Annotated in this window: 20 protein-coding genes; 18 read left to right on the plus strand and 2 right to left on the minus strand. The window is 65.5% G+C overall.

Features of this window, described 5'->3' with window-relative positions:
* Window positions 1-12: 12 nt before the first annotated feature.
* The 17 genes from ACRCUN_RS06310 (at window position 13) to ACRCUN_RS06390 (ending at window position 21,273) form a co-directional block, all read left to right on the plus strand.
* Window positions 13-5,337, plus strand: a complete 5,325-nt coding sequence (locus ACRCUN_RS06310) for a VldE C-terminal domain-containing protein (RefSeq protein WP_462140772.1) — start codon at window positions 13-15, stop codon at window positions 5,335-5,337.
* Window positions 5,334-6,899 carry a hypothetical protein gene (locus ACRCUN_RS06315; protein ID WP_462140773.1) on the plus strand — a complete coding sequence of 522 codons (1,566 nt, stop codon included), beginning with the start codon at window positions 5,334-5,336 and terminating at the stop codon, window positions 6,897-6,899. The genes ACRCUN_RS06310 and ACRCUN_RS06315 overlap by 4 nt, the downstream gene beginning before the upstream one ends.
* A gap of 3 nt (window positions 6,900-6,902) precedes the next feature.
* The gene (locus ACRCUN_RS06320) at window positions 6,903-7,955 is read left to right on the plus strand and encodes a hypothetical protein (RefSeq protein WP_462140774.1); all 1,053 of its coding nucleotides are present in this window, start codon (window positions 6,903-6,905) and stop codon (window positions 7,953-7,955) included.
* A 161-nt stretch (window positions 7,956-8,116) separates the two neighbouring features.
* Window positions 8,117-10,519, plus strand: coding sequence for a phage tail family protein (locus tag ACRCUN_RS06325; RefSeq protein ID WP_462140775.1), 2,403 nt, complete (start codon window positions 8,117-8,119; stop codon window positions 10,517-10,519).
* Window positions 10,519-11,703, plus strand: coding sequence for a glycine-rich domain-containing protein (locus tag ACRCUN_RS06330; protein ID WP_462140776.1), 1,185 nt, complete (start codon window positions 10,519-10,521; stop codon window positions 11,701-11,703). The genes ACRCUN_RS06325 and ACRCUN_RS06330 overlap by 1 nt, the downstream gene beginning before the upstream one ends.
* 15 nt (window positions 11,704-11,718) lie before the next feature.
* Entirely contained in the window at window positions 11,719-12,102 is a 384-nt protein-coding gene (locus ACRCUN_RS06335) for a phage tail fiber protein (RefSeq protein ID WP_462140777.1), read from the plus strand.
* Between the two features lie 9 nt (window positions 12,103-12,111).
* Window positions 12,112-12,462 (plus strand): hypothetical protein, encoded by a 351-nt coding sequence (locus ACRCUN_RS06340; RefSeq protein WP_462140778.1) that lies wholly within the window; start codon window positions 12,112-12,114, stop codon window positions 12,460-12,462.
* A gap of 11 nt (window positions 12,463-12,473) precedes the next feature.
* Entirely contained in the window at window positions 12,474-13,118 is a 645-nt protein-coding gene (locus ACRCUN_RS06345; protein ID WP_462140779.1) for a DUF7172 family protein, read from the plus strand.
* A complete protein-coding gene (locus ACRCUN_RS06350) occupies window positions 13,118-13,717 on the plus strand; it encodes a DUF7172 family protein (RefSeq protein WP_462140780.1) in 600 nt (199 codons plus the stop codon). The genes ACRCUN_RS06345 and ACRCUN_RS06350 overlap by 1 nt, the downstream gene beginning before the upstream one ends.
* Window positions 13,714-15,438: a hypothetical protein gene (locus ACRCUN_RS06355; protein ID WP_462140781.1), complete on the plus strand. Its 1,725-nt coding sequence runs from the start codon at window positions 13,714-13,716 to the stop codon at window positions 15,436-15,438. Before ACRCUN_RS06350 ends, ACRCUN_RS06355 begins: the two co-directional genes overlap by 4 nt.
* A 1-nt stretch (window position 15,439) precedes the next feature.
* The gene (locus tag ACRCUN_RS06360; protein ID WP_462140782.1) at window positions 15,440-16,174 is read left to right on the plus strand and encodes a DUF7240 domain-containing protein; all 735 of its coding nucleotides are present in this window, start codon (window positions 15,440-15,442) and stop codon (window positions 16,172-16,174) included.
* A 19-nt stretch (window positions 16,175-16,193) separates the two neighbouring features.
* A complete protein-coding gene (locus tag ACRCUN_RS06365) occupies window positions 16,194-16,610 on the plus strand; it encodes a phage upper tail fiber protein (RefSeq protein ID WP_462140783.1) in 417 nt (138 codons plus the stop codon).
* The gene (locus ACRCUN_RS06370; RefSeq protein WP_462140784.1) at window positions 16,610-17,314 is read left to right on the plus strand and encodes a DUF7257 domain-containing protein; all 705 of its coding nucleotides are present in this window, start codon (window positions 16,610-16,612) and stop codon (window positions 17,312-17,314) included. The genes ACRCUN_RS06365 and ACRCUN_RS06370 overlap by 1 nt, the downstream gene beginning before the upstream one ends.
* A gap of 37 nt (window positions 17,315-17,351) precedes the next feature.
* Window positions 17,352-17,498: a hypothetical protein gene (locus tag ACRCUN_RS06375; protein ID WP_462140785.1), complete on the plus strand. Its 147-nt coding sequence runs from the start codon at window positions 17,352-17,354 to the stop codon at window positions 17,496-17,498.
* Window positions 17,499-17,501: 3 nt separating this feature from the next.
* Entirely contained in the window at window positions 17,502-19,055 is a 1,554-nt protein-coding gene (locus ACRCUN_RS06380) for an SGNH/GDSL hydrolase family protein (RefSeq protein ID WP_462140786.1), read from the plus strand.
* Between the two features lie 62 nt (window positions 19,056-19,117).
* A complete protein-coding gene (locus tag ACRCUN_RS06385) occupies window positions 19,118-20,089 on the plus strand; it encodes a peptidoglycan-binding domain-containing protein (RefSeq protein WP_462140787.1) in 972 nt (323 codons plus the stop codon).
* Complete coding sequence (locus ACRCUN_RS06390) at window positions 20,089-21,273, plus strand: hypothetical protein (RefSeq protein ID WP_462140788.1); 1,185 nt, start codon at window positions 20,089-20,091, stop codon at window positions 21,271-21,273. The genes ACRCUN_RS06385 and ACRCUN_RS06390 overlap by 1 nt, the downstream gene beginning before the upstream one ends.
* A gap of 652 nt (window positions 21,274-21,925) precedes the next feature.
* Here the strand turns inward: ACRCUN_RS06390 and ACRCUN_RS06395 are convergent.
* Window positions 21,926-22,192, minus strand: coding sequence for a helix-turn-helix domain-containing protein (locus ACRCUN_RS06395; protein WP_462140789.1), 267 nt, complete (start codon window positions 22,190-22,192; stop codon window positions 21,926-21,928).
* A gap of 283 nt (window positions 22,193-22,475) precedes the next feature.
* Here ACRCUN_RS06395 and ACRCUN_RS06400 point away from each other — a divergent pair, with 283 nt between their 5' ends.
* On the plus strand, window positions 22,476-22,871 hold the full coding sequence (locus ACRCUN_RS06400) for a nitroreductase family deazaflavin-dependent oxidoreductase (protein WP_462140790.1): 396 nt from the start codon (window positions 22,476-22,478) through the stop codon (window positions 22,869-22,871).
* Window positions 22,872-22,989: 118 nt separating this feature from the next.
* Here ACRCUN_RS06400 and ACRCUN_RS06405 read toward each other — a convergent pair whose 3' ends face one another.
* Complete coding sequence (locus ACRCUN_RS06405) at window positions 22,990-23,400, minus strand: nitroreductase family deazaflavin-dependent oxidoreductase (protein WP_067844916.1); 411 nt, start codon at window positions 23,398-23,400, stop codon at window positions 22,990-22,992.
* Window positions 23,401-23,547 lie beyond the last annotated feature (147 nt).

Raw genomic sequence — 23,547 nt, forward strand, 5'->3', positions numbered from 1 at the left:
TAGCTTGGCCCGGTGACCACGCCCGTCGGCTCGATCAAGTTTGACCTGTCGATTGACGGGTCGGGGTTGCCGACCGAGCTGCTGCGTGAAATTCAGGGCGCGATCGCGCCGGTGCTGGCCGATCTGCAGCGTCGCCTCAACGAGATTGAGCGGGATTACACGCACCTGTCGCGGGAGTCGGAGAAGTCGGCGGCCAAGCAGACCGCGGCGGCCAGGACGGTCACCGAGGCTGTTGAGGACATCGGCGACGAGCACACGAAGACGGCGCAGAAAGCTGTGGCCGCTGGGCGGGTGACGACGCGCCAGATCAACGCGCAGACACGAGCGTATGAGCGGCAGACGGCGGCGATTCTGGCGAATACCGCGGCCCGTGCTGCGAATGCAGCATCGCCAACAGCGTCTGGCCCACCGCCCGGCCGCGGTGGAGGCGGCGGTTCTGGGGGCGGGCGCGGTGGGAGCGGCGCGTTCGGCGACCTGTTTACCGGACAGGGTGGCGGCGGCCGGTTCATCACCAGCCCAGTCGGACTCAACGCGATCGCGCTCGGTGTCGGCAGCCTGCCCGCGGTGGCGACCGCCGTGGCCAACGTGGCTGGCGCGGTGCAGCAGCTCGTCCAAGTCGGCGCCGTTGTGCCGGGCGTGATCGGCGGCATTGTGTCGTCGGTCGGCACGCTGAAGCTCGGCATGATGGGCGTGTCCGACGCGATCAGCGACGTGTGGGAGGCGGCCAAGTCCGGCGACCCCGCCGAGCTGGCCAGCGCGCTCGAGGAGATCGACAAGGCGAAGTACCTTGCCCCCGAGGTCAAGAAGCTCGCGCGCACCGTCGGTCAGGATCTCTACCCGCAGTTCGAACGATTTCAACGCGACATCATCGCGCAGCCAATGTTCGAGGGCATCACCGACGACATCACCGGCCTTGTCGGCAAGGCGTTGCCGACCGCCGAGCGGGGCTTGGGTGGCATCGCGCGGGCATGGAACGGCACGTTCCGGGAGCTGCTGCGCGTCGGGGGTAGCGACTCGACGTTGAGCTTCATGGACCGCGTGTTCGGCAACACCGCGGAGGCGCAGACACGCGCCAACGCCGCGATCGAGCCGCTCGCCCACGCGATCGGCACACTCACGGCAGAGTCGAGCGATTTCCTGCCCCGCCTCGCAGACGGAGCGACCGCGGCGTTGACGCGCCTCGACAACTGGGTCACAAAGTCGGCTGAGAACGGCAACCTCGACAAGTGGATCGACCAAGGCATCACCGCCGCAGGGAATCTCGGCGAGACGCTGCTCAACGTCGGCAAGATCATCACCAGCATCACTCAGGCGGCCGGCGGGGACGGTGGACTGCTGCAGGCGCTGGAGGATGGGTCCACGGCGCTCGCGAATTTCTTGGCGTCCGAAGAGGGCCAGGCCAAGCTCACGGCGTTCTTCACTGAAGGCCGTGCGCAACTGGAGAAATGGTGGCCGATCCTGCAGAACGTCGGCTCCATCTTGGTCGACGTCTACGAGGGCATGAAGCAGTGGACCGACGTGCTGCTGCCCGTGCTCGGTTCGATCACCGGGGTCATTTCGTCGATGCCGGGCGGCATCCAGGCAGTCGTGACGGCGTTCCTCGCGTGGAAGACCATCAGCGGCATCACCAGCGTCATCGGCCAGTTGACGAGCATGGGCGGCCTGCTCGACGGCATCCCAGGCAAAGCGAAGGGATCGGCGAGCGGATTCGCCCTGGCGTTCAACCCGGCCACTCTCGGCATCACCGCGCTCATGTTCACGATCAGCGAGCTGGTGCAGAAGATCAAAGACGACAACGAATACGTCGCCCGCCAGGCTGACCCGAACATTCCGCAGGAGGTCAAAGACCAAGAGCGGCAGCAGAAGTTCTACCCGAACCTCGGACGACTGCCCACCACGGCCGAGTCGATCCCCGAACCCGGCACCCTGATGTACGAGACCCTGCTCGACGACCTCAAGACCGGCCGCATCGAGATGCCCGGTATCGACGCGTCCAACGCAGAGCAGGCGTTGGCGCAGGTTGCCGAGCAGGCCGCGAACGCGCGCGCCAACACCGAACTGCTGGCCAACGACATTCAGACGCTGCCCAGCGGCCAGGTGGTGCTCAAGGAGAACACCCCCGAGATCATCGAGCGGGTCAAGGCGCTCGGCTACGAGGTGCAGAAACTGCCGGACGGAAACGTCAACATCGTGTTCCGGTTCACCGATCCGAACGGCAACCCGATCGACCCGTCGCAGTTCCGGACACCGGGCTACATACCTGCATTCCCCGGAGAGTCTGGGCGGCCCCGCGGCGGCGGCCGCGCAGACGGTGGTGTCATCCCCGGGTACTCGCCAGGCGTCGACAACGTGCTGTGGCCACTATCGGGCGGCGAGGGCATCGTCATCCCCGAGGCGATGCGGGCGCTCGGCTCCGGCTGGCTGTACAACCTGAACTCGTCATTCCGGGCTGGCATTTCACGAAAGGGCTACGCCGACGGCGGCGTGGTCGGCGCGACCGGCACGCTGGCAAATGGCGGTGACCCGGTCCTGGCGCTGCTCAGCGAGATCCGTGATTTGTTGGCCGGCAAGGGCGGCGGCGGGCCGCTGGCTGACACAGCGTCGGCGACGTCGCAGATCGCGGAATCAACGAAGACCGCCGGACAGACGATGGGCCCGTTCGGAACGCCAATCAAGGCGCGCAACCCTGGCTACGAGATGGCGGCGGCCGCGATTCAGGCTCTCGGCGGCGACCCAGAGAAGTTCTTGGGCGCCAACCCGGCCGACTACGTACCGAAGGCACTCTCTGGCGGCATTGGCGGCGTCGGCGGTGCTGGTGACTACACGCGGTATGCGTCGGCGCTGGCGGCGTTCGCGCGATCCGGGGATCTGGCCGATGTCACCGCACTGGGCCTGAACGCCAACGACCCGGTGATCACCGCGCTCGCCAGCGCGCGGAACAAGAGCAAGAACGGCTTGTCCGACGATCAGATCGCCGCGCTGGTCGAGCAGATCGTGGGCGGCCCCGGTTACACCGGCACGCTCGACGCGCAGAACACACCGCTGATCAAGTCGCTGACGCGCTACCGAGAGCAGCTCGCCAAGCAACAGGGCGTGCCCACCACGGCAGCTCTCGCGGCGACGGGGCTGCCGGCGGTGGTCGGCGGGCCGAAGGGAAGCAAGGAGGGACTGCTGCCAGCAGCCGCGCAGCTGTGGGATCTGATCGCCACGCAGTTCCCGCAGGTCCGCGAGATCGGCGGTGTGCGGCAGGATCCGCACCCCGACCACCCCAGCGGGCGCGCGATCGACATCATGATTCCCGGCGGCACCACGCGCGGCGGCGCCAATCCAGCGGGCAAGGCGCTCGGCGATCAGATGTGGCAGTTCCTGATCGACAACGGTCTGATCGACCCGACCGGGTCACTGTGGCAGACCGACACGGGCGGCGATCATTTCGACCACATCCACGCCCGCATCCGCGAAGGTATGGAGAACGCGCTGCCGGGATTGACGTCGTTGCCAGGTTCGCTGGGGGAGTCCGGCACAAACGCCCTGGGCAGTGCTGGCGGTGTTGTGCCGGTGTACGTGACGAACTTCGACGGGCAGATGCGCGGCGGGTTCGGCCAGGACATTCTCGGCGCGGCGATTGGCGCCGGTGGTGAGGCGGCGACCGGGGTCGCGGGCGACGTGATGAGCGGCGTCACCGGCCTGGGGCAGGAGCCGTGGGCCACCAAGAACGCCAGCTACGCCACGCTCAATCAGCTGGTGCGCGAACGCAATCCGTTGGCCCTGGCCAAGGCACTTGGGTTGAACGTGCAGGACTTCACTCGCCAGGGCGGTGACCCGGGCGAGATCATGGGCAACGACGGCCAGGCGTTCGACGCATCCGGCCGCATGTTCTCGGATACGTCGTCGATCCTTGACCGCACGTTCACCAACCTCAACGCTCAGATGCAGGCCATGCGGGAGCAGCTCGTCGACGTCATCGAGCAGACCAACCAGAAGCTCAACGAAGAGGCGTTGGAGCCGGTCGTGAAGGCGGGTGTGCAGTCCGCGCTCGAAGGCCTCAAGGACAGCGTGACCAGCTCCATCGGCACCGCGATGGGTAACGCGGCGGGCCCGCCGATCGCGGACGCTGTGCGGTCAGCGATTCCGACGCAGGCCGGAGCCCAGACATCACAGGTGGTGCAGACGGCGGCGGCGGCCGTTCCTGGCATGGCGGCCGGCGGCGCAGTCTCTGGCGGCACACCCGGCAAGGATTCGGTGCCGGCGTTGCTCATGCCCGGCGAGTTCGTGCTCAGCACCAACGATGTGCAGCGACTCGGCGGCATAGGCGCAGTCGAGGCGATGCGGCAGCGGGGATTCCGGCGCTACGCCACAGGCGGTGGCGTCGTGGTCAACGACGTGGTGGGCGCCGAGTTCTTCGGGGTCTCGCAGATCCCGATCATCGGCATGATCGTCAACATCCTCGTCAGGGTGCTGCTGTCGGTGCTCGGCGTCGAGATCGAGGCCCGCGACACCCTCAACGAGATGACCGACGAGTTCCGCCAATTCCGCGGCGAATTCCAGGGATTCGACGCCACCGGTCGCCTACTCAACGACACCTCAGCGTTGATGGACCGCTCCCAGTCGAGCGAGGAAATCGCCGCCCAGGAACGCATCCGGATCCTCAAGATCGTCATCCAGGAGCTGATCAAGTACATCATCGAGAAGGTCATTGTGCCGATCGCGAAAGCGGTGGCCAACGCCGCGATCTCGGCTGGTGCGAGCGCGGCCGGCGCGGCGATCAACACACAGGCACCGGGCGCCGGTGGGATTGTGTCGTCACTGATTTCGTCGGCGGGCAGCGCGGGCGTGGACATCATCGCCGAGATCGGTACCGACCTGGCTCTGGCGATCACCGATGTGGCGGTCGACGCCGTCGCTGAGGGGTTGCAGACGCTGTTCCCCGGCCTGATGAACAACATTTTCGGCGGCGGTTTGATCGAGCAGTTCATTGCGGGACCGACCAACGCGGCGCTGCAGATCCCGTTGGCGATGATCGGCGCGCTCACTGGCGGGTTGGGGGCGTTGTTCGCGCCGCTGGCTGGGCTGGTGGGCGGCTTGTCGTTCGACTCCGGTGGTGTGGCGCGCGGTATGGGGATGATGCCGAAGGCGACGATCGCGCCCGAGCGGGTGCTGTCACCGCAGCAGACCGTGCTGTTTGAGCGGATGGTGGCGGCACTGGAGCGGCGCGGTTCGACGGAGCCGGGCAGCCACACCGTCATCCAGGTTGGGGAGGGCGCGATACAGGTGGCGGGCGGACCCGAGGCTGCCGAGAACGTTTACGCCGGGCTGAGGGAGCTGATGCGGTCGTGAGCTACCGAGGATGGTTCAAGCTCAACGGGGCTGAGATCGCCAACACCGCCCGTGTGACGGCACACCTTGGGCGTGAAGTGCCGACGTCCGACGCCGGCATGTGGGGTCCCGAACCGATTCCCGGGCCCGCGTTCCCCGAGGACCCAGGTGTTGACGGTCTCTACGATCCCGAGGATCTGCCGCCCGACGGTGAGGGACTGCTGCCGGTCGGCGAGCTCGAAGGCGATGGTGGCCTGTATCCGGTGGTGCCACTCGGGCCGTGCGAGCTGATCGAGGTGTCGGCTGGCCTGTACGAGATCCCCGCCAGCTCGGAGGAAATCAGCACGGGCTTGTGGTCCCCGCCGGAAGGGTCGCGCCGCTTCGGGCCCGGGCTGATGGAGATCGACGGCACCTGTTGGGGCCCGGCGGCGATCTGCTCGTCGTGCTCGGACATCGTGTCCTACGACGATTCGTGGCCCGGGTTGCGGGAGTTCCTGGGCGACATGGTGTATCGGCCGGAGTTGGCCCCGTGGTACTCGACCGAGCTGCCGGAGTCGGGCGAGTTCGGCGGCGTGTGGGTGATGAGCGTCGATGGCTTGGGCGCGACGCCTGTGGAGCGGCCGATCACCCAGATGGCTGGGGCCGGCGCGGCTGCGGGACCGCACCGCGACGCCTCACGCACCGTGACGTTCGAAGCGTTGCTGATCGCCTGCACCCACGCGGGTGTCGAGTACGGCATGGACTGGTTGTCATGCCGGCTGCGCGACACCACCGACAACACCACCAGCACACTGCGATACCTGGCGGCCTCACCGTCCTACTCGGCGGTGGACCCCGCGACGCTGGTGCGGGAGGTCCACGGCGTCGTGCTGACGAAAGAGCCGCGGATCGTGCAGGAGTACAACGCCGAGGCTCGCCAGCACCAGCAAGCCACCATGTATCGGATCAGTTGGGAAATGGCCGTTCTGTCGCCGTACGCATATCTGCCGGCCGTGAGGGTGCCGGTTGACTGGGACGAGGTCACCCGGCAGCCGATCAACTGGATTCACGCGGCGGATTGCGCGAAACCTGAGACGTGCGAGGACATGCCGGTCATGTTCTCCACCGAGTGTGTGCCGGAAGAGATCGCGGTGGTGACGACACCGCCGCCAGTGTGCGGTGGCTGTCTGCCGGTCGGGGAGATCGACAAGTACAGCTTCCGGGTGCCCACAATGGACTACGCGTTCAGGTGCCGCGAGACCGCGGTGACGACCATCATCCGCAACACCGGCGAGCGGTCATTGACCCTGCAGGCGTTCTGGCGCGAGTGCGGCTCCGACATTCGTTGTGAGGACAACCTGTGGCCGCTGCAGGTGTCAGGTCTGCCCGCGGGTGCCGAACTCGTCCTGGACGGCATCACCAGCCGATTCTGGGCGAACTACGACGAACGCGTACGCCGCGTCGTCGGTGTCGTCGGCACCCCCAACGGAGCGCCGTGGCGGCCGCCGATCATCGACCGACAGACCTGCTGGGACTTCATCATTCAGACGTCCAGCTCGTCGGAGTTCGAGGTCGAGATGGTTCTGCATGATCGGGAGCCGTGAGCCGTGATCATCGCCGATGAGCAGATCGTGTCTATCCGCACGCTTCAGGGTGTGCAGCTGTATCAGTTCTTGGCCAATGGCTACACGAGTTTGAAGTGGACCCGCGCCGCGCGTGAGACGTCGATTTGCGACCTGCAGGTACCGCCGCAGGCCGGATATGTCGGAATCCCGGATATCGCGCCGTGGCTGCATTGGGTTGACGTGTGGGACGGAAACCAGCGAGACCTGTACTGGTCGGGCCCGATTCAACACGCAGAGCAGGGACGCAACTGGCTGGTGTTGTCGGCTGGCGATGTCAGCTCGCTGGGGAGCCGGACCCGTACCAAGGTGACGAACCGGTGGGATTCTGCCGACCCGGCCGAGATCGCGACCGAGCTGTGGGAGGCGATGATCGAACATCACGGCCTGAACCTGCGGCCCATTTCCCGCAACGATCCGCGGGGGGACCGATTCGAATTCTCCTGCGTGGCTGACGAGAAGATGACCGAAGAGGTGATCGGTGAACTGGTGGACCTCGGTCTGTATTGGTCTGTGGTGTCGGGCATTCCGCTGCTGGGCCCGGTCAAGACCGATGTGATCACCGCGTTGAGTGAAATGGATTTCGTCGACGGTCAGGTGTCGGTGATCCGTGACGGCACCAGCACCTACAACGACGTGCTGTTGCTGGCCGGTGACAGCAAGTCACGTGCTCGTGTGCCGATGGGAGGCCTCAGCTTGGAGACGATTATCAAGCGGGACTCCATGTTTGGTGTGTCGAATGCGGATCGCGCTGCGCAGCAGGCGGTGCGGTACTCGGGCGCGATTCGTGATGCGCTCAAGGTTCCTCCCGGTGCGTCGCTGCATCCCGACGCACCGATCACGATCGACCGGTTGGTGCCGTCGGCCCGGATCAACGTGGAGGCATTTGGGCTGTTGTCCACGATGGAACTGGAGGGCGTCACGGTGACGTGCGCGAAGGGTTCCTCAACCGTTGGTATCGATCTGGAGTCGGTGAATGATGATCTGCCGGAACTGATCGAGACCCAACAGCGCGGGTTCGGCGGTGGCCGCGGATGAGTGACACACGCACCGGCCGGACGACACGCACCGACCCCGAGCTGATCCGCGAGTTCGACCGGCGCTTGAAGGCTTTGGAGCGGTCCCAGACAACACGAATTGGGCCGTGGGTGCTGTCCTCTCAGAACGGCAGCTTGATGGCGTCCAAGCCGGGGGAGACGTTGGAGGTCGGCCAGGCGCCGGCCGAGCCGACGACCGTGGATCTGTCGGCGCGGGGCACTGTCGTGTCGAACGTCGGCGATATCGCGACTGCGGTCGGCTACCCCGACGTCGACGAGGACAACCCGCCGAGCCTCGACGACATCAGGCAGTGGGTGTTGTCGCAGTTCTTCGGTCAGATATCGCCGACGCGCATTCCGGCGTTGCCGTGGGCGCACCTGTTCGACGGCGCTGCTGAGCTGCTCACCGACCCTGGTTTCGACAATCCGGCGACGTTCGCCAGTAACCCGTCGATCACGTATGACGGCGAGTTCGGCAGGCTGAAGCCTGGTTCGGCGCGCGTTGAGTGCGACGGCACGACGCATGTCGCGGTGTCGAACGCGATCGAGGTCAGCGCTGACGAAACGTTGCCGGTGTCGATTCATGTGTTCTACGAGAGCGTGACGGCGGCCGCGAATTCGGTGCGGCTGTCGGTGCGGGGCTACCACCGAGAGGGTGACGTCCGAACGCTGGTGACGACCAGCACGGTTGCGTCGCTGTCTCCTGCCGGTGAGAGCGACGACGATCCCGGCGCGGTGGACGGCTGGCTGAAGCTCGAAGGCACCTACATCGTTCCCGACTTGCCGAACTCGGTAGATGAGGTCGTGCTCGAGTTCGACGTAACCCCCGGTGCCACGGCCGGCTCGTTGTGGTGGGATGACGCGTCGGCCAAGAAGACCAGTAGTGGTATGCCGCAGGCGTGGGTGAAGGATCTGACGGCTGATCTGGTGTCGGTGTGGAACGGCATCACCGGCACGGTGCAGTCGATCATGACCCAACTCGGGCTGACCCCAAGCGGCGATTTCTGGGACGACCTGTTCGACCTGTCCGACGAGATTGCGTGGATACAGGACGCCGCGAATCAGGCCGGGCAGGACATCGCGACGTTGCTCACGAATCTCTGGACGAACCCAGCCGCCGTGATCCAGCAGATTCCACAGAACTTGGTCAACGGATTGACAACAGCGTTGGCGAACTTCAACACAGCGGTCAACCAGATCGGCGACGTGTTGATCGGCGCGGTGGTCACGCCAATAAGCTCAGCGATCGCCAATGTCGTTGATTTCTTCCACAGCCTGACCAATTTCCAGGACACGACGGCCGCGAACCAAATCAACCAGCAGAACTTCCAGATCGCTGCGCTGGCACAGGGTGGATACCGGAACCCAACGTGGGTGTGCCGCGAGCCGATCGCCGACGTTACCTATCCTGAGTCGTTCCTGCTCGGGTACTTTGTCACAGGCGTGACGGGTGCTGCATCGTCCGGGACAGCGCACACACACACCATTCCGTTGTCGACAAACACCTACGCCACTGCGGGGCTTATTGGATTGTCGTCGGGCGTCAGCTTCGGCGCGTACATCACGGTAACTGCCACAACAGTTGCCGACACAGTCGGCATTTACATGAGTAAAGACGCCGGGACCGTTGACAACGTTTACCTGGAAGTTTTTCGCGAGGCTAGCGACCGGTCGCTCACCAGGATCTCCTCTGTCGATATTTCCAGCCAATTAACAACTGCCAACCAATACGTCACCGCTGCAACGAATGCGGGGATCATCGCGCAAGCAGGCGAACGGTACTTGATTCGTGTCAGGAACAGTTCGACAACGGCTGTTGAAGTGAATATCGCCTGCTTGAGGATTGGCACGCACTCGCCGGAATACGCATTCAACACCCTAAGCGCTGGGCTGACCAATCAAACGTCCTACACCACAGCGGAAGCAGATGCTGCCAGAAGTTCGGCCACGCTATTGCCGTGGTTGATGTTGGCGTCCGTCAACACTGGCGGGGACGATCAGACGCATACTGATGATTTCAATAACCGGTCGAAGCTGGGTTCGTTGTGGTTCCTGAAGTCGGACACCGGATCGAACCAGCTTGGTATCTCGAACAATCGAGCGTCTTTCTCAGGTCTTACCGATGGTGTGCAGAACGCGCTCTACATCCGACCCACCGGCGGCGACAAGATGTGGGTCGAGGGCACACTGTACGGGACGGCGATCGCAGTTCCCGGACCACGCTGCGGCCTGCTGCTGAATTGCAACCGCGACCTCTCCCAAGTCGTGTACCTCGCATGCAACATCAACACCGCGAAAATCTACACAGGACCATGGAATTCGCTGACTGAGCGAGCCTCCGTTTCGTCGGGACTCAACGATGTGCCGTGGCAGTTCTACTACGACCCCGGCGCCGGCACCTACTACGCGCTCAAGGACGGCAACGACATCGGACTCAACTGGCCTGACAGCGGCGGCCTGATGCAGCACGGGCCCGACTTCCGGTACGGCGGACTGCGGATCGCGCGGGCATCGCTGTTCAACGCAGGGCAGATCGACAACTGGACGCTTCGGGACTGGGTCTGATGACCGGGTGGTTTCCGGACCTTCCGCAGCTTCGGACTGTGCGGCCACGCGGCTGGTTCCCAGACTTCACCGCTCCGCCAGCGCAGACACCCGAGGTGGGCTGGTGGGCCGTGCTCACCCTCGACATGGCCCACACCGTGGTCTTCGCCAACGAGATTGAGCTGCAGGCACTCAAGGACATCGGCATCGTGCACAGCGTCCACGTGAGCCAATCGCTGGCGCTGCAGGCGCTCTACAAGCTCAACATGGCCCACCCGGTCAACGTCACCACCACGCTCGGCCTGCAGGGCATCTACATGCTCGACACCGCGCTGAATCTGCAGGTATCCCATGCGCTCTCGATGGCAAAGCTCGTCGACGGACTGGCCATCAGCCAGACGGTCAACCTGAACCGGGCGCTCACGTTGGAGCGCGTGCTCGACATGGGCCTGGAGCACGAACTCGCCGTCGGCCAGACGATGACGCTGCAGAAGTACCGCACACTGGCCATCACCCAGTCGCTCGCAGTCGGACACAGCCTCGCGATCGCGAAGATCCGCACGCTCGCAATGGCGAACACGCTGACCGCCGGCCACAGCATGGCGTTCGGATTCCCCGCCACCGGGCTGCCAGCGCGCACCGACTTCATCAACAACGGCGCCCCCGGCTCGGCCGCGGCCCCGTACAACTACGTCTTTCCCCGCAACTGCGACTTCATCGACGGGGCGTTCATCGGCGGCGGAGGCGGTGGTTCTGGCGGCGGCTTCGGCCTGTTCGGCGCTGGCGGAGAAGGTGCCACGTGGCAATGGGCGACCCGACAGCGGGGCATCGACATTCCATGGTCACAGCTGGCATTCGCCGGTGCCGTAGCCAGTGGAGGTGCCCGAGGCACCGGCGGGTTCTCGCCCACCAACGGCAGCCCAGGCGGCACGACGACCGGCATGGGTTTGACCTGTCCCGGTGGCGCAGGTGGCGGCGGCTGGGGCGCCGGTGGACAGGCCGGCGGCGCAGCCCAAGGTGGCAACGCCAACGGCGGCAAGGACGTCCTGCTCAATGGCCAGAGCTTCATCGGTGGCGCAGCCGTTACGTCTGGTGACGCCACCCCCGGAAACCCACCCGGCGGCGGCGCACGCGGCGGCAACGGCACCGGCAGCAACGGCGGTGGCGGTGGTCGTGGTTTGGCCGCGTTCAATGCACGCCAGTAGACCACCATCAGCGCCATGCCCTCAGGGATCACCGCGTACCTGGCGAACAAGCTGCTGGACCACACGTTTCGCAACGTGCCCTACACACCGCCCGCGATCGTCTACTTCCGGCCGCACACTGGCGACCCGGGCCCGAACGGGACCGCGAACGGCTCGGCGAACACCACCCGCTACCCGCTGACCTTCAGCGCCGCCGCCAGCGGCCAGATCGCGATCACCGCGTTCCCCGAGCACACCCTCAACGCCACCGAAACCATCACCCACGGATCGATCTGGGACCACCCCACCGCCGGGAACTGCCTACTCACCGGAGCTGCCACCGTCTCCAAAGGCGGTGTGTCCGGCGACATCATCCGCCTGGCGTCCGACGTCATCACCCTCAGCCCGCTCGCCGCATAGGAGACCAGCATGTCCGAACTCGAATGGGGCGTCGAATGGGAAGTCGCGACGCCACCGCAGGAACTGCTGCCCGCTCAGCCGGTCCCGCCGACACCACCGGCCGACCCCGAGGACCAGGCCGCCGCCGAGGCGTACGCGCAGGCACAGCAGGAGTACCGCATCGCCGTCGACATGGCCTATCACGAGCTTGAGACGCTGCTCGCCAACGAGGAGTACTGGCAGGTGACGGTGGCGACCGTGCCCGATGAGGCAGCCGCCAGGGCGATGCTGCCGCAACTGATCTCGGCCAACGCGACCAGCCCGTTCACCCGCAACTTCCGCGTCGTCAGCTCCCCGCCGCGGGTCTGGACCCCGGCGTAAAAGGACCACGCGTGCCGATCACCGAGTTCACCGAACCGAACGTCTGCATCGGGGAGAACCTCACCACCGACGACGCCGGCCAGTTGCGGCTGCAACCATGGTCGGTGCCCCGCCTCGTGGCTGATGTGCGGGCGATGGCCGCCGATGGTGACGGCAAGGTGTTTCCGCAGATCACGTTGCCGGGCAAGCTGCTGATCGACCAAAAGCTGTACTGGCGTAACGATTCTCCACTGGAGCAGCGTCTGCTGATTCGGGTGACGCGCGGGCCGCGTTACTGGTTGACGTCGAATCCGAACGCTATTCAGTTCCGGGACCGCTGGACTTTCGCGCGTGATGCTGAGCCCGCGGAGCCGTTGACTACCAGCATCTTCAACGGGCAGACCGGTTCGGCGATCGACCTGGGCACCAACAGCGTCGCTGAGCCGCAGCCGGGGCTTCAGTGGATGTGGACCGAAGTCAACACTGCTGATGAGTGGGTGCCGTACGAGATCGCGCCGAATCAGCAGTTCGCGCTCTGGTACCGCTGCTATATGTGGACGCCGCCGCCGTGGTCGGACAACGCGAACAAGAACAGCCCCAAGCATGAGGCGCGGGCGAACTGGGCGCGGCTGTCGCTGATCGCCTTCCCGCAGCAGGGAACGGTGGTGACCGGCTGATGGGTATCAAGCCCTGCACGCTCGAGTACATGTTGGCGACCGTCGACGGTCTCGATATGCGGCGCAACTGGTTTCCCCGCGTCGTTGCTGAACGGTTCCTCGAGTCCACCAAGGACGGCACGATCACCCGGGCACCGGATCCGGTGGTGATGATCGACGGCGACGTGACCTGGTTTAACAACAGCCCTGACCCGCAGGTGCTTGCGGTGCAGGTGATTCGGGCGCCGCGCACCATCGTGGCTCAGAACCCGTCCACGGTGGTGATCCACGATGCCTGGTCGTCGGCGAAAGGCGTGAGCCCCGTCGCGGACTATCCAAGCATCGTTCAGGACGCGTTCGGCGGCCGCGCGCAGATCGATCGGCCAGAGGCATCGGCCGAGGCGCTCAAGTTCGGACGGCTGTTCGTCGACGGCGACACCACCCAGGCGTTGGTCCCGATCGGCGAGCTCGAACCGCAGCACAGCGTGCACTTCCGCTACGTGTGCTCGGTTCAGACACCCGGCACGTGGACCAGCCCGAGCGAGTTCGAACCGCGCTGGGAAGCGCACGCACGCTGGGCACGTCTGCTGCTGCTCGCCTGGCCGGTGGGGTCAGCATGAGCAACGATCACTTCTCGATCATCGACGAAACTATTGCGCCGCAACCGTGGACGCAGTACCGCATCCTCGCGTCCAAGACCGCCACGTCGGTGTCGCGCAGCTACGACACCAGCGGCGGCGGCAACAAGAACGACCTGGTGCACACCGTCGACATTCGGTGGACGAACAACACCCCGATGCTGCAACACGTGTACGGCATGGTCACCCGCGGCGGCGCCCAGGTCGCGTTACAGGCACGCTCGCGTGGGTACATCGCGATGTCACACGGTGTGACCATCCAGCGTGAACTGCTCGTCACCGATTTCGAAACCGACGCAGGCGGCTTCATCCTGCCTGCCGCATTCGTGCTCACATCCGACCAGAAGGCCTCCGGTCAACGATCACTGAGGATGAACGCGAATCCCGCAGTGCAGCAGGCCCACATGGGAACAGCGGTGCTCGACGTCACGCCCGGCGACGCCGTCCGGATGTCGTTCAAAGCTCGCCGCACTCTCGACTACAACGGCACCAACCCGAACGCGAAACTTCGCATCGGTGACGCCACCAACGCACTCATCGCAACCTTGCCCTTCGGCGCCGCGGCCTTGCCGATCCCGCTCGTGTGGGCAGACCAATCCCAGACGTTCACCGTGCCAGCGGGTGTCACGCAACTGCGGGTCCGGATCGACAACGACGCCACCAACGGCACCGTCTGGCTCGACGAACTGGAGATCGTCATCGACCGCACGGGCCCGCTGGACATGCGAGAAGTGTCCCGGTTCGGATGCGGACTCGACGTCGGCAAAGGCGGAATCCTCGCACTGGGTTCTGGTTTCGCCGTGCATGAGATCCGGCAGAACTCCAGCACCGCCCCGCTGATGCCTCACGACACCGGATGGGATGTCGTCGAGCCGGGCTTCACGTTCGTTGCGCGGGTCGAGCTGCGTTTCAAAAGCGAGTTCTGGGAAAACACCGCGATCGACGGCGGCGACCAGAACACCGAATCCGGGTTCATCTCCGGCGACACACGCGTCGATCTGTACGGCATCCCGACCGTCGCGACCCCAGAGCCCCGCCCTGTGCCAATCGTGGTGGGTGTCGAGCACTCCACCAACAACACGTTCCCGACCGATGTCGACGTGCCGACCGGCACCGCCGAGGGCGACGTCATGCTGGCCATCGTCGCGAACAACATCGGCCTGGCCTCCGACATCAACCCACAGGAGGACGGCTGGACTCTCTGGCATGTCCGCAATGACGGCCTCGCGGGTATCGGCGACGTTCACATGAAGGTGTACTGGCGCATCGCATCTAGTGACGAGCCCGACTCGTATCACTTCACCACCGGCATCCTGGCCGAGGAGATCGTGCACCTCGTCGTCGTGCGCAACGCCGCACTGGATCTCGACGACGGCTGGCAGATCGCGTCGACGCTGCGCCGGTTCTTCTGGGAACGCGACGACGGGCACATCGCGCCGAGCATCGACCGCGCCGGCCAACTGCTCATCTGTGCCTCGTATTTCGCGCATTCGCCGTTGCAGGCTCCGATCAACCAGGCTCCGCCGGATGACATGGTCGAGTTGTCCGACGTGGACGCTGAGGGCAGTTCGATGGCTGTTGCGGTGTTGGCGTCGCCGCCGCGGCCGACGCGGGAGCGGATGTTCGTGCCGACGAAGACGCCGCAGTGGTCGGGCCGGTCGATCGCGGTGTCGATTCTGGTGCCGGGCGTCCAGACGTTCTGACATGTGGGAGCCGCCACCGGGTTTCGATGACATGCTGGGCGATGCGGAACTGGCGCCGTTCAGTGACACGTTCGGGCCGCTCCAGGTGCCCGATGTCGGGGTTGTGCGGGCGCGCCGGCCCAGGCCGGGCGCGGTGGCGTGGCTGGCGATGTCGGTCAACCCCGATATCGTCGTCACCGACGAGGAGATCCGCGCAGCTGGGGACGACGTCGACACCGCGAAGGCGTCCGCTCGGTCCAACTATCTGATGTTGTTCGTGTGCAGCCACCTCGATGCTGGTGAGCATGAACGCATCCTCGAGCAGATGATGCTCGGCGAGATGTCGGACAGCGTGTTCGGTCATGTGGCGCGTGCGCTCGCGACGTGGGGCACGGCCCGTCCGTATTTCGCCGTGCAGATGTTGTCGTTTTTCGCGGCGACGCATTGGCGCACGATCCGTGCGCGGCTGATCAACAACGGCATCGGTGACCCGATGGGCGTGCTGCCGTCGATGCATTCGCTGCTCGACGAGGCGGAAGCCGTGTGGCTGGAAGCCGTGCACACTGGTGACCGCGATAAAGACAAGCTGGCGCGTGATCAGTTGTTTGATCAGCTGTATGCGCCGGAAGCTGCGGCTACCCCGCCGCCGGTCGCAGGGAAGCGGCAGCGCAAGGCAATACCGGTGCCGGCCGGGTTCGATCCGGCAACGGTGGAGTCGGATTTCAACGCAGTACGTCGTCTGTTGGGTGCACGCTGAGTTCCTAGCCTGCGTAGCTATGGCCCGAGTGGTGTTCATCGCGATCGACCTCGACGCGGAAGACGGGGAGAAGTTCGCGCCGGAGGTGCGGGCCGAAATCGCCGCAGTAGCACCATCGTTGCTGGTGAACGGTGCGGTCACAACGGTGAAGCTGCGCGACCTCGCCGTGACGTTGGAGAAGCTGGCCGATGGGGCGGTGACATCACCCAAGATCGCGGCTGGCGGTGTGAAGGCCGTCAACATCGACACTGGTGCGGTCACGAGCGACAAGATCGACGCTGGGGCTGTGACCGCGCCCAAGGCTGGAGTTGGTGTCGTCACCGCGCACGACAGTTCTGGTACGGCGATCACCGTCGACATCGTGCCCATCACTGCCGCTGACTACGCCGCGCTTAGCAGCCCGAATCCCAACGTGCTCTATGCGGAGCTGCCCTGATGGCTCTGCACTTCGGCGGTACACCGATCCGGGCTCTGCACCTGGGCGGCGTCGATATTCAGAAGCTGTATCTCGGGTCGACGGTTATCTGGTCACGGACGTCGCTGCGTGACGGATTCGACCGCGACGACGCCGACAACCTCGGTCCTGACTGGACAAACCACACGCCGAGCAACGGCTACACCGCTGGCGTCGTTAACGGAATGTGCCGCTTAGCCATCCCTGATGGCCTGATCGGGCTGCCGCTGATCGTCGACCGGCAGCGTTACAACGCCGCGGTCGCGCCCAATGATGACTACGAGCTGGAGTTCCGAATCGGTTCGCAGGGCAGCGGTCCATCCATCACCGGCGACCTGTCCAAAACACAGGTGTTCGCCAGGCTGTCGAACGGGGCGTTCACCCACGGTGTTGGGGTGCAATTGGATTCGTCGACGCTGCGGATCGTGCGCCGCGTCGCCAATACCGACACCATCATCAACAGCTTCGGGTCGTTCGCGGCCGGTGACACGATCTTGCTGCGTGGTATCGGCAACCTGCACAGTTTGCGCCGCAACGGCAGCTTCGTGGGCGAATGGAACGACAGCGGCGGCACCGCTGCGAGCGGCCCAGGCAACCGGTCGCTGGGTCTGGTGGTGATGGGCAGCAAGGACGCGCTGGGGCCTCGTCGGTTCTCCCCGGCGATCGACTGGGTGGAACTGCGCTGACCGTTGCGCTGCATGGCCGCTGGCTACGGTGCGCCGTGTGGCCCACATTGGACGACCTCACGCTGCAGTGCCGTACGCCAACACCAACGGCGGCGGCGAGGCGAACACCGGCCCGCTGATACAAGATCCGCCGAACTCCGGCCTGTATGTGCCTGACACCAGCCAGATTGACGACGAGGACTGATTCATGGCCGACCGTCTGATCGCGATCGACACGACTAAGCCCGCGGGTTCGCAGCTACCGGCCCCGGTGGCGGACGAAATCAAGGTGCTCGCGCCGACGCAGCAGCTCGCCGAAGCGATCGCCACCCGAACGGTATTCGGACCCCGGTGGGTGTTCGACGGCGACTCCATCACGATCAACGGCATCGGCGCCGGCCTCGGCCAGGAGAACCGCGCGGGCAGTTGGACCACCGAGTTCGCTGACCTCGCCATGGGGCGGGTCAACTACGTACGCAATGCCGCGGTCGCCGGCCAACGGTCCGATCAACGGCTGGCCGCGTTCGACACCGACGTCGCACCGCACAATCCCGACGTCGTATTCCTCACCGTCGGAACGAACAACGTGCGGCAGGGCACCAGCATGGCGGCGTGGCTGGCTGACCTCACCGCCTACCTGGCCAAGGTCCGCGGTATCGGCGCACAGCTCGTCGTCGGCGCGATCTGGCCGATCTCCGACACCGCGCCGAACACCGCGACGGCGATCACGTGGAACGCCGCACTGTATGCGTGGGCGGCCGAGAATCAGGTGACGTTGGTGCCGTTCGACCGCATGGCGGATCCAGCCACCGGTGGCTGGCCCGCGGGCTGGTCGTCGGACAGCATCCACCCGACGCTGCTCGATTCCTACAGCCGGATCGGCCGGTTCGCGTACGGCTTTCTGGCCGACAAGTTGGGGCCGCCGGTGGGTGTGCGTCGAGCGGTCACCAACGCCGAATCGATGCTGCCGAACGGGTTTTTCACCACGCTGAACGCGCCGCTCGGGCTGCCGCACACGTTGTCGGCGACACCGTCGACGGCGGCCGGGGCGCTGCCCGCAGGCACCTACAGCTACAAGGTGACGAGCCGAGGGATCTACGGCGAGGGTTTGCCCGCGACGATCGCCGATGCGGTGCTGTCGGGCACCGGGCAGATCACCGTGGCGGCAACGGCGGCGTCGGGCGGCTCGCGAGGCGTGAACATCTACCGCAAGGGCCCGGGCGACGCGGACTGGAAGTTCGTCTACTACAAGCCGACTGCCGAGGCATCTTGGGTCGACACCGGCGCCGTCGCGCCGGGCGCGGTGATGACCGGTATCGACACGTCGGCAGCCCCGACCGGATGGGCCAGCGGCAGCTCCACAGCGGTGCACCCGATCAACGGGCCCGCGGTGTTCCCTCGTGAAGGTGTGCGGGGCAACGTGCTTCGGCTTCGGGGGATCGGCGCGGCCCACGCCGACTACTGCTGGGTCAACGTAACCCCCGGGCAGGTGCTTGACCTCTCGTGCCTCTACTGGGCCACACCGGACGGTGTCGGTGGTGTGGCGTTGCGGTGGCGGTCCGCCGTCAGCGGCGGCGGCAGCCTCGTCGGCCAGGTGTACGCCTATCAGCAGCGCACCGTCAGCGTCGACGACCAGCACCTGGTCCACACGCGCGTGACGGTGCCGGCGGGTGTTGCCTCGGTGCGAGTGTCGGGGGAGACGTTCGACGGGTCGGTCTCCTACATCGAGCTGGCCGAAATGCGTCTGGCGTTAGTCGCCTAGGGCTTTCGCTGCACCCTGCGGTCCTACCGTCAGCGCCGAGCTGACCAAAGGGAGCCTCGCCCATGCCTATCCTCCGCGCAAACGTCGACTACGCATTCCAGATCGCCCGAGCCCGAAACCGCAAACCATATGGCTACGGCGGGGTTTGGTCGAAGAACGATGTCAACCGCACGACCGACTGCTCGGGCATCGTCACGCACATGCTCGACGCGCTCGTGAACGGGCCCAACATGGCCTGGTCGCGACACGCACTCTCCACCGAGTCGTACCGCTACGTCGGCGGGCCCGGCAGCCGCGGCCCGTTCGGCACCATCCGCGTGGCCAGCCCCGCCGCTATCCCCGCCGACGCGGCGCTGCGCATCGGCCTGCAGCACGGACCAAATGGCGGCGCGAACAGTCACATGGCCTGCACGTTGGAGGGCACCGCGATCGAGTCCCGTGGTGGCGCTGTCGCGTCGGGCGGCGGTCAGTGGGTCGGCGGCTCGGGCCGCCACTACAACAACCCGCTGTTTCACGACTGGTTCTACTTGCCGGGTCCGATTGTCGGCACCGGAACCACCACGCCTACTACGCCAACAGCGCCAGGCGCGGTGTACCTCGGCGAGGACTGCTCGCGCTACGAGTGCACGGGCGACCGGGTGCTCGCACTGCAGAAGAAGCTGAACGACGACTACGAGGCCTACTCAAGTCTCGACGAGGACGGCGAGTTCGGGCCGCTGACCGTGGCTGTGGTGCGCGAATTCCAGCGCCGATCCGGCCTGGTCGTCGACGGCATCGCCGGGCCCGCGACGCTGGCGGCGCTGGGCCTGAACTTCCAGACGCCGCAGACGCCCGGCGGTCCGGTGCTCCCGGCGCCGAAGAAGTTCCCCCAGGACTACAGCGAACGCGAATTGCTCGAGTACATGGCCGCGCAGATGGGGCCGAAAGACCCGGCATGGAGCGATGACTCATCGCTCGGCAAGAACGCGAAGGGTGAAGAACTGACGCTTCGCGACGGCATCGCCAAGGGTCTGCGCAAGCTGGAGACCCTCTGATGACCGAGTTGCGGTACGGCGGTAGCCAGCCCGCCGAAGCGATGGCCTGGCAGCGCGCGATCGTCGCGTTCGCGAAGTCCTACGCGCTTGCCGCGAGCGGTGGCCCGCTCAAGGCTGACGGCTGGATCGGTGACGACGACGCCCGGGTGGCCGCTGAGTACCGCAAGCGCCGCGGCCTGCCCGCACCACCGCCGGGTGTCGTTGTGACGCACGAGGAATACGGCGCTCTGGTCAAGACCACGCCGCCGAAGCCGAAGCCCCGCCACCTCGGCATCGTGTTCCGCGGCACCGGCGGCATCATCGGCCAGGACTACGTATCCCGCGTCTGCCAAGGCGCGGCCGACCTCATCGAGGAACGCAACCCCGAGTGGCCGGCCAGCATGGGCGGACTGCCGCCCGGCGCGCCCGGCACGCCGTCGATGAACAAGGCCGTCCAGATCGGCATCGCGGCCGGGGCGCGCGAGATCCAGTCCGGCCGCACGTACGTCCTCGGCGGATACAGCGCAGGCGCGATCGTCGCGGCGAAGCTGCGCGCCATGCTCGAACCAGGCCAGCCGCTCGCCGAGTTCCGCCGCAACTACGTGTGCGGCTTCGCGATCGGCAACCCGTCGCGCGCATTCGGACACACCTACTACCTCGGCGCCATCCCGAACGGGCGCGGCATCTCCGACTTCAACATGCCCGCATCGACGCTGGCGTGGGACTGGTGCGACCTCGCACACCCCGACGACATGTACGCGAACGTGCCGCTCGGCGACGCAGGCGACATCATGACCGCGATCTACCAGGCTGTCACCGACACGCAATTGTCGGATCCTGCCGGCACGCTGCGGGCCATCATCGCCGCCATTCCGAAGGTGCTGGCCGAGGCTGGGGTGTCGATTCCGCTGCTGACTCAGGTTGGGACAGGGGCACTTTCAGGCAATCCCGCGGCGCTGGCCGGCGTACTGCTGCCTGTGCTGGTGTCGACCCTTCCAGCGTTGATCGGTGGCGCCGGAGCTGGTCCGTTGACCGGGCCGGCGGCCGCGGTGCAGGCGGCGATCGTCGCGCTCAAGTTCGCTCTATCTGGGACGGCGCCGCACATCAACTACCACGCCTGGGAAGTGTGGCCCGGCCAAACGTATCTTGGTCTCGCGATCCAGCATGTGCGGGACTGGGCCAGCCGGATACCAGTACGCGTCTGACGCGCTACGGTTTCTGTTGGGGGATGGGCCAGATCCACGAAGTCGGCCCCGAAACGAGCCGCAACTCGGTAGCCGATGCCGGAGCCAACACCACCACAGCGCCCCGCATTCGTGTGCCCGGGACGAACGTCTCAAAGAACGCGTCAGCGTTGTCGGTGCACGGTGACGCAATGTCGAGGTCTCGGTGTAGGACGCCGTCTGCGTCTTCGACAGCCCAGTTGTTGATTCGCAGAGCATCTGCCGATGCTGGCCATTCGAGCTTGGCGTCCGCTTGGGCATCAACCGACAAGCGTAGGTATTGCTGGCCGGGTCCTAGCGGCGCAATGTTGTAGGCGTCGTTGCATGGATAGTTCGGCTCGATCGCCGTGACGGTGAACTCAATGTCGCAAGGCTCAGTCGGCGATGCGCACGAGACGCCGGCACCCTCACCGACTTCCTTCAGTAGTGCGCCGGTGGCGTCCGTGCGGGCTGCAGCCGTCGGCGCGGCGGGAGGTTCATTCGGGGCTCGCTCGGTGGTGATGGTGACTGTGGACGCGGTTGGGGTTTGGCCACTGCCGCCGCAGCCGGTGAGAGCCCCTGTTATCACGAGTGAAACGGCGATCCCCCTGTACATGCGCAGGATCGTACGACACCGCATTGACGCGCGTGATGGTTATACGTTCGTCCAGGTTTTGCGGGTGACGACGAACCCGATCGTTGGGATCGAGACGCCGAACATGCGCGCCAACTCGCGGTAGGTGTAGCCGAGTTCGTCGCGGAGCTGCCGAATCCTGCGGACGTCGTCGGCAGTGAGTCGATGGTTGGTCGGCTCGGTGCGGTCGGACGGCGTGTAGGTCGCCCGCTGGTAGCACCGCTTGCAGAGGCCTTTCGCGAAGTGCAGTGCGCCGCAGAGGCGGCAGTCGGTGCGCTGAGTTGTCACGGAGTTGTCACAACCCGTGCGCGAAAACCCGCGAATTGGTGCGACGCCATGCGTCGGAAATCGCTGGTGGCAGCGGGTTTCAGCGATGCTCCGCGATGCGGTGCGACCCTATCCGGCCGACTTAAAATCCGCCAAGTGTCGGTTCGAGTCCGACTGGGGGCACAGGCCTACTGGCAGGTAGATGCAGTATTCACGCCGAACACGCAATCACTGGTTGGGCTTTGAAAGTTCGTGTCCGCACCGCGTCAGCGAGGAACTTCGGACCAATACCTAGACTCCGAGAATGCGCGTGCCTCGCCGAATCGCAGAGTTCAACAAGCGAGTCACCAATCCGGCGGCTCGCACGATTTCACCGTGGCTTCCGAACCTCGGGACACTCGAGCACGTCGGGCGGAAGTCGGGTAAGCGATATCGAACGCCCCTGTTGGTATTCGAGACCCATGATGGCTACGCCATCCTCGTCGGCTACGGCCTACAGACGGACTGGTTGAAGAACGTGCTGGCCGGCGGACCGACGGTGCTGCACAAGCGTGGACGGGCTGTCGCGCTCGTCGACCCAAGGGTGGTGAGCAAGGACGAGGCCGCGGCGCTCGTCGTGCCACGTTCTCGGCTGCTCTACCGAGCGTTTCCCTACAACGAAGCAGCTGTTCTGCTGACGACTGCGGGCTCTGCGGGCTGACCTCTGTACCGCACCGGACTTGGAGCCGGGAAGCGGCTCAGTTCCGCCAAGTGTCGGTTCGAGTCCGACTGGAGGCACCGATAGCAGTACAGGTTCAGGGCGGCGTACGGCTGCCGTGTCAGTTGATGTTGGCGACGAGCACGGCCATGCGACGGCTTCCGAGTCGGGCGATCCATGGCAAGCCTTCAGCGTGAGTGCCCATCGGGACCACGCGTGGTTCGGTGATATGTAGGTCGTGGTTTGAGCGGCGTACATGGGCCTCGCCTGCGGCCAAAACGTTTCTGACCCAATCTGTTTGACCGTGGCCGAGCAGGATCGCCAGGACGTTGCCTTTTCGGTAAGCCTGAACAACTGTCTCGTAAGTGCGGCCAGATTTGCGGCCCCGGTGGTAGATCACCGCGAACGTTGGTAGGAATCGCGCGAACCGTCGTGCCACCGGATTCATGTATTTCATCTGCAGCCGGTCGATCCACGCTGGAAAGAGCATCGGCATGCCAGGAGCGTTGTTGGGGTGATCCTTGACCGGCATCGTGACTCCGTTCGGAAGGCGCGAGTACGCAGTACCGCTGGTACCGCCTTGGTACCTCACCGTACCGAAGCTGGAGCGTTGCTACAAGAGCGGTCGCCAGCTTGCCGGGAGCGATCGCGCCATTGGGGCACCGTATGGGCGACCCAG

It is taken from the genome of Mycobacterium venezuelense (assembly GCF_054919535.1).

What these genes read in the sequence shown, in the direction of transcription:
- ACRCUN_RS06390 (WP_462140788.1), top strand. Translation starts at nt 20,089, where the DNA reads ATGACCGAGTTGCGGTACGGCGGTAGCCAGCCCGCCGAAGCGATGGCC.
- ACRCUN_RS06380 (WP_462140786.1), top strand. Translation starts at nt 17,502, where the DNA reads ATGGCCGACCGTCTGATCGCGATCGACACGACTAAGCCCGCGGGTTCG.
- ACRCUN_RS06340 (WP_462140778.1), top strand. Translation starts at nt 12,112, where the DNA reads ATGTCCGAACTCGAATGGGGCGTCGAATGGGAAGTCGCGACGCCACCG.
- ACRCUN_RS06400 (WP_462140790.1), top strand. Translation starts at nt 22,476, where the DNA reads ATGCGCGTGCCTCGCCGAATCGCAGAGTTCAACAAGCGAGTCACCAAT.
- ACRCUN_RS06405 (WP_067844916.1), bottom strand. Translation starts at nt 23,400, where the DNA reads ATGCCGGTCAAGGATCACCCCAACAACGCTCCTGGCATGCCGATGCTC.
- ACRCUN_RS06385 (WP_462140787.1), top strand. Translation starts at nt 19,118, where the DNA reads ATGCCTATCCTCCGCGCAAACGTCGACTACGCATTCCAGATCGCCCGA.
- ACRCUN_RS06330 (WP_462140776.1), top strand. Translation starts at nt 10,519, where the DNA reads ATGACCGGGTGGTTTCCGGACCTTCCGCAGCTTCGGACTGTGCGGCCA.
- ACRCUN_RS06335 (WP_462140777.1), top strand. Translation starts at nt 11,719, where the DNA reads ATGCCCTCAGGGATCACCGCGTACCTGGCGAACAAGCTGCTGGACCAC.
- ACRCUN_RS06360 (WP_462140782.1), top strand. Translation starts at nt 15,440, where the DNA reads ATGTGGGAGCCGCCACCGGGTTTCGATGACATGCTGGGCGATGCGGAA.
- ACRCUN_RS06355 (WP_462140781.1), top strand. Translation starts at nt 13,714, where the DNA reads ATGAGCAACGATCACTTCTCGATCATCGACGAAACTATTGCGCCGCAA.
- ACRCUN_RS06350 (WP_462140780.1), top strand. Translation starts at nt 13,118, where the DNA reads ATGGGTATCAAGCCCTGCACGCTCGAGTACATGTTGGCGACCGTCGAC.
- ACRCUN_RS06370 (WP_462140784.1), top strand. Translation starts at nt 16,610, where the DNA reads ATGGCTCTGCACTTCGGCGGTACACCGATCCGGGCTCTGCACCTGGGC.
- ACRCUN_RS06365 (WP_462140783.1), top strand. Translation starts at nt 16,194, where the DNA reads ATGGCCCGAGTGGTGTTCATCGCGATCGACCTCGACGCGGAAGACGGG.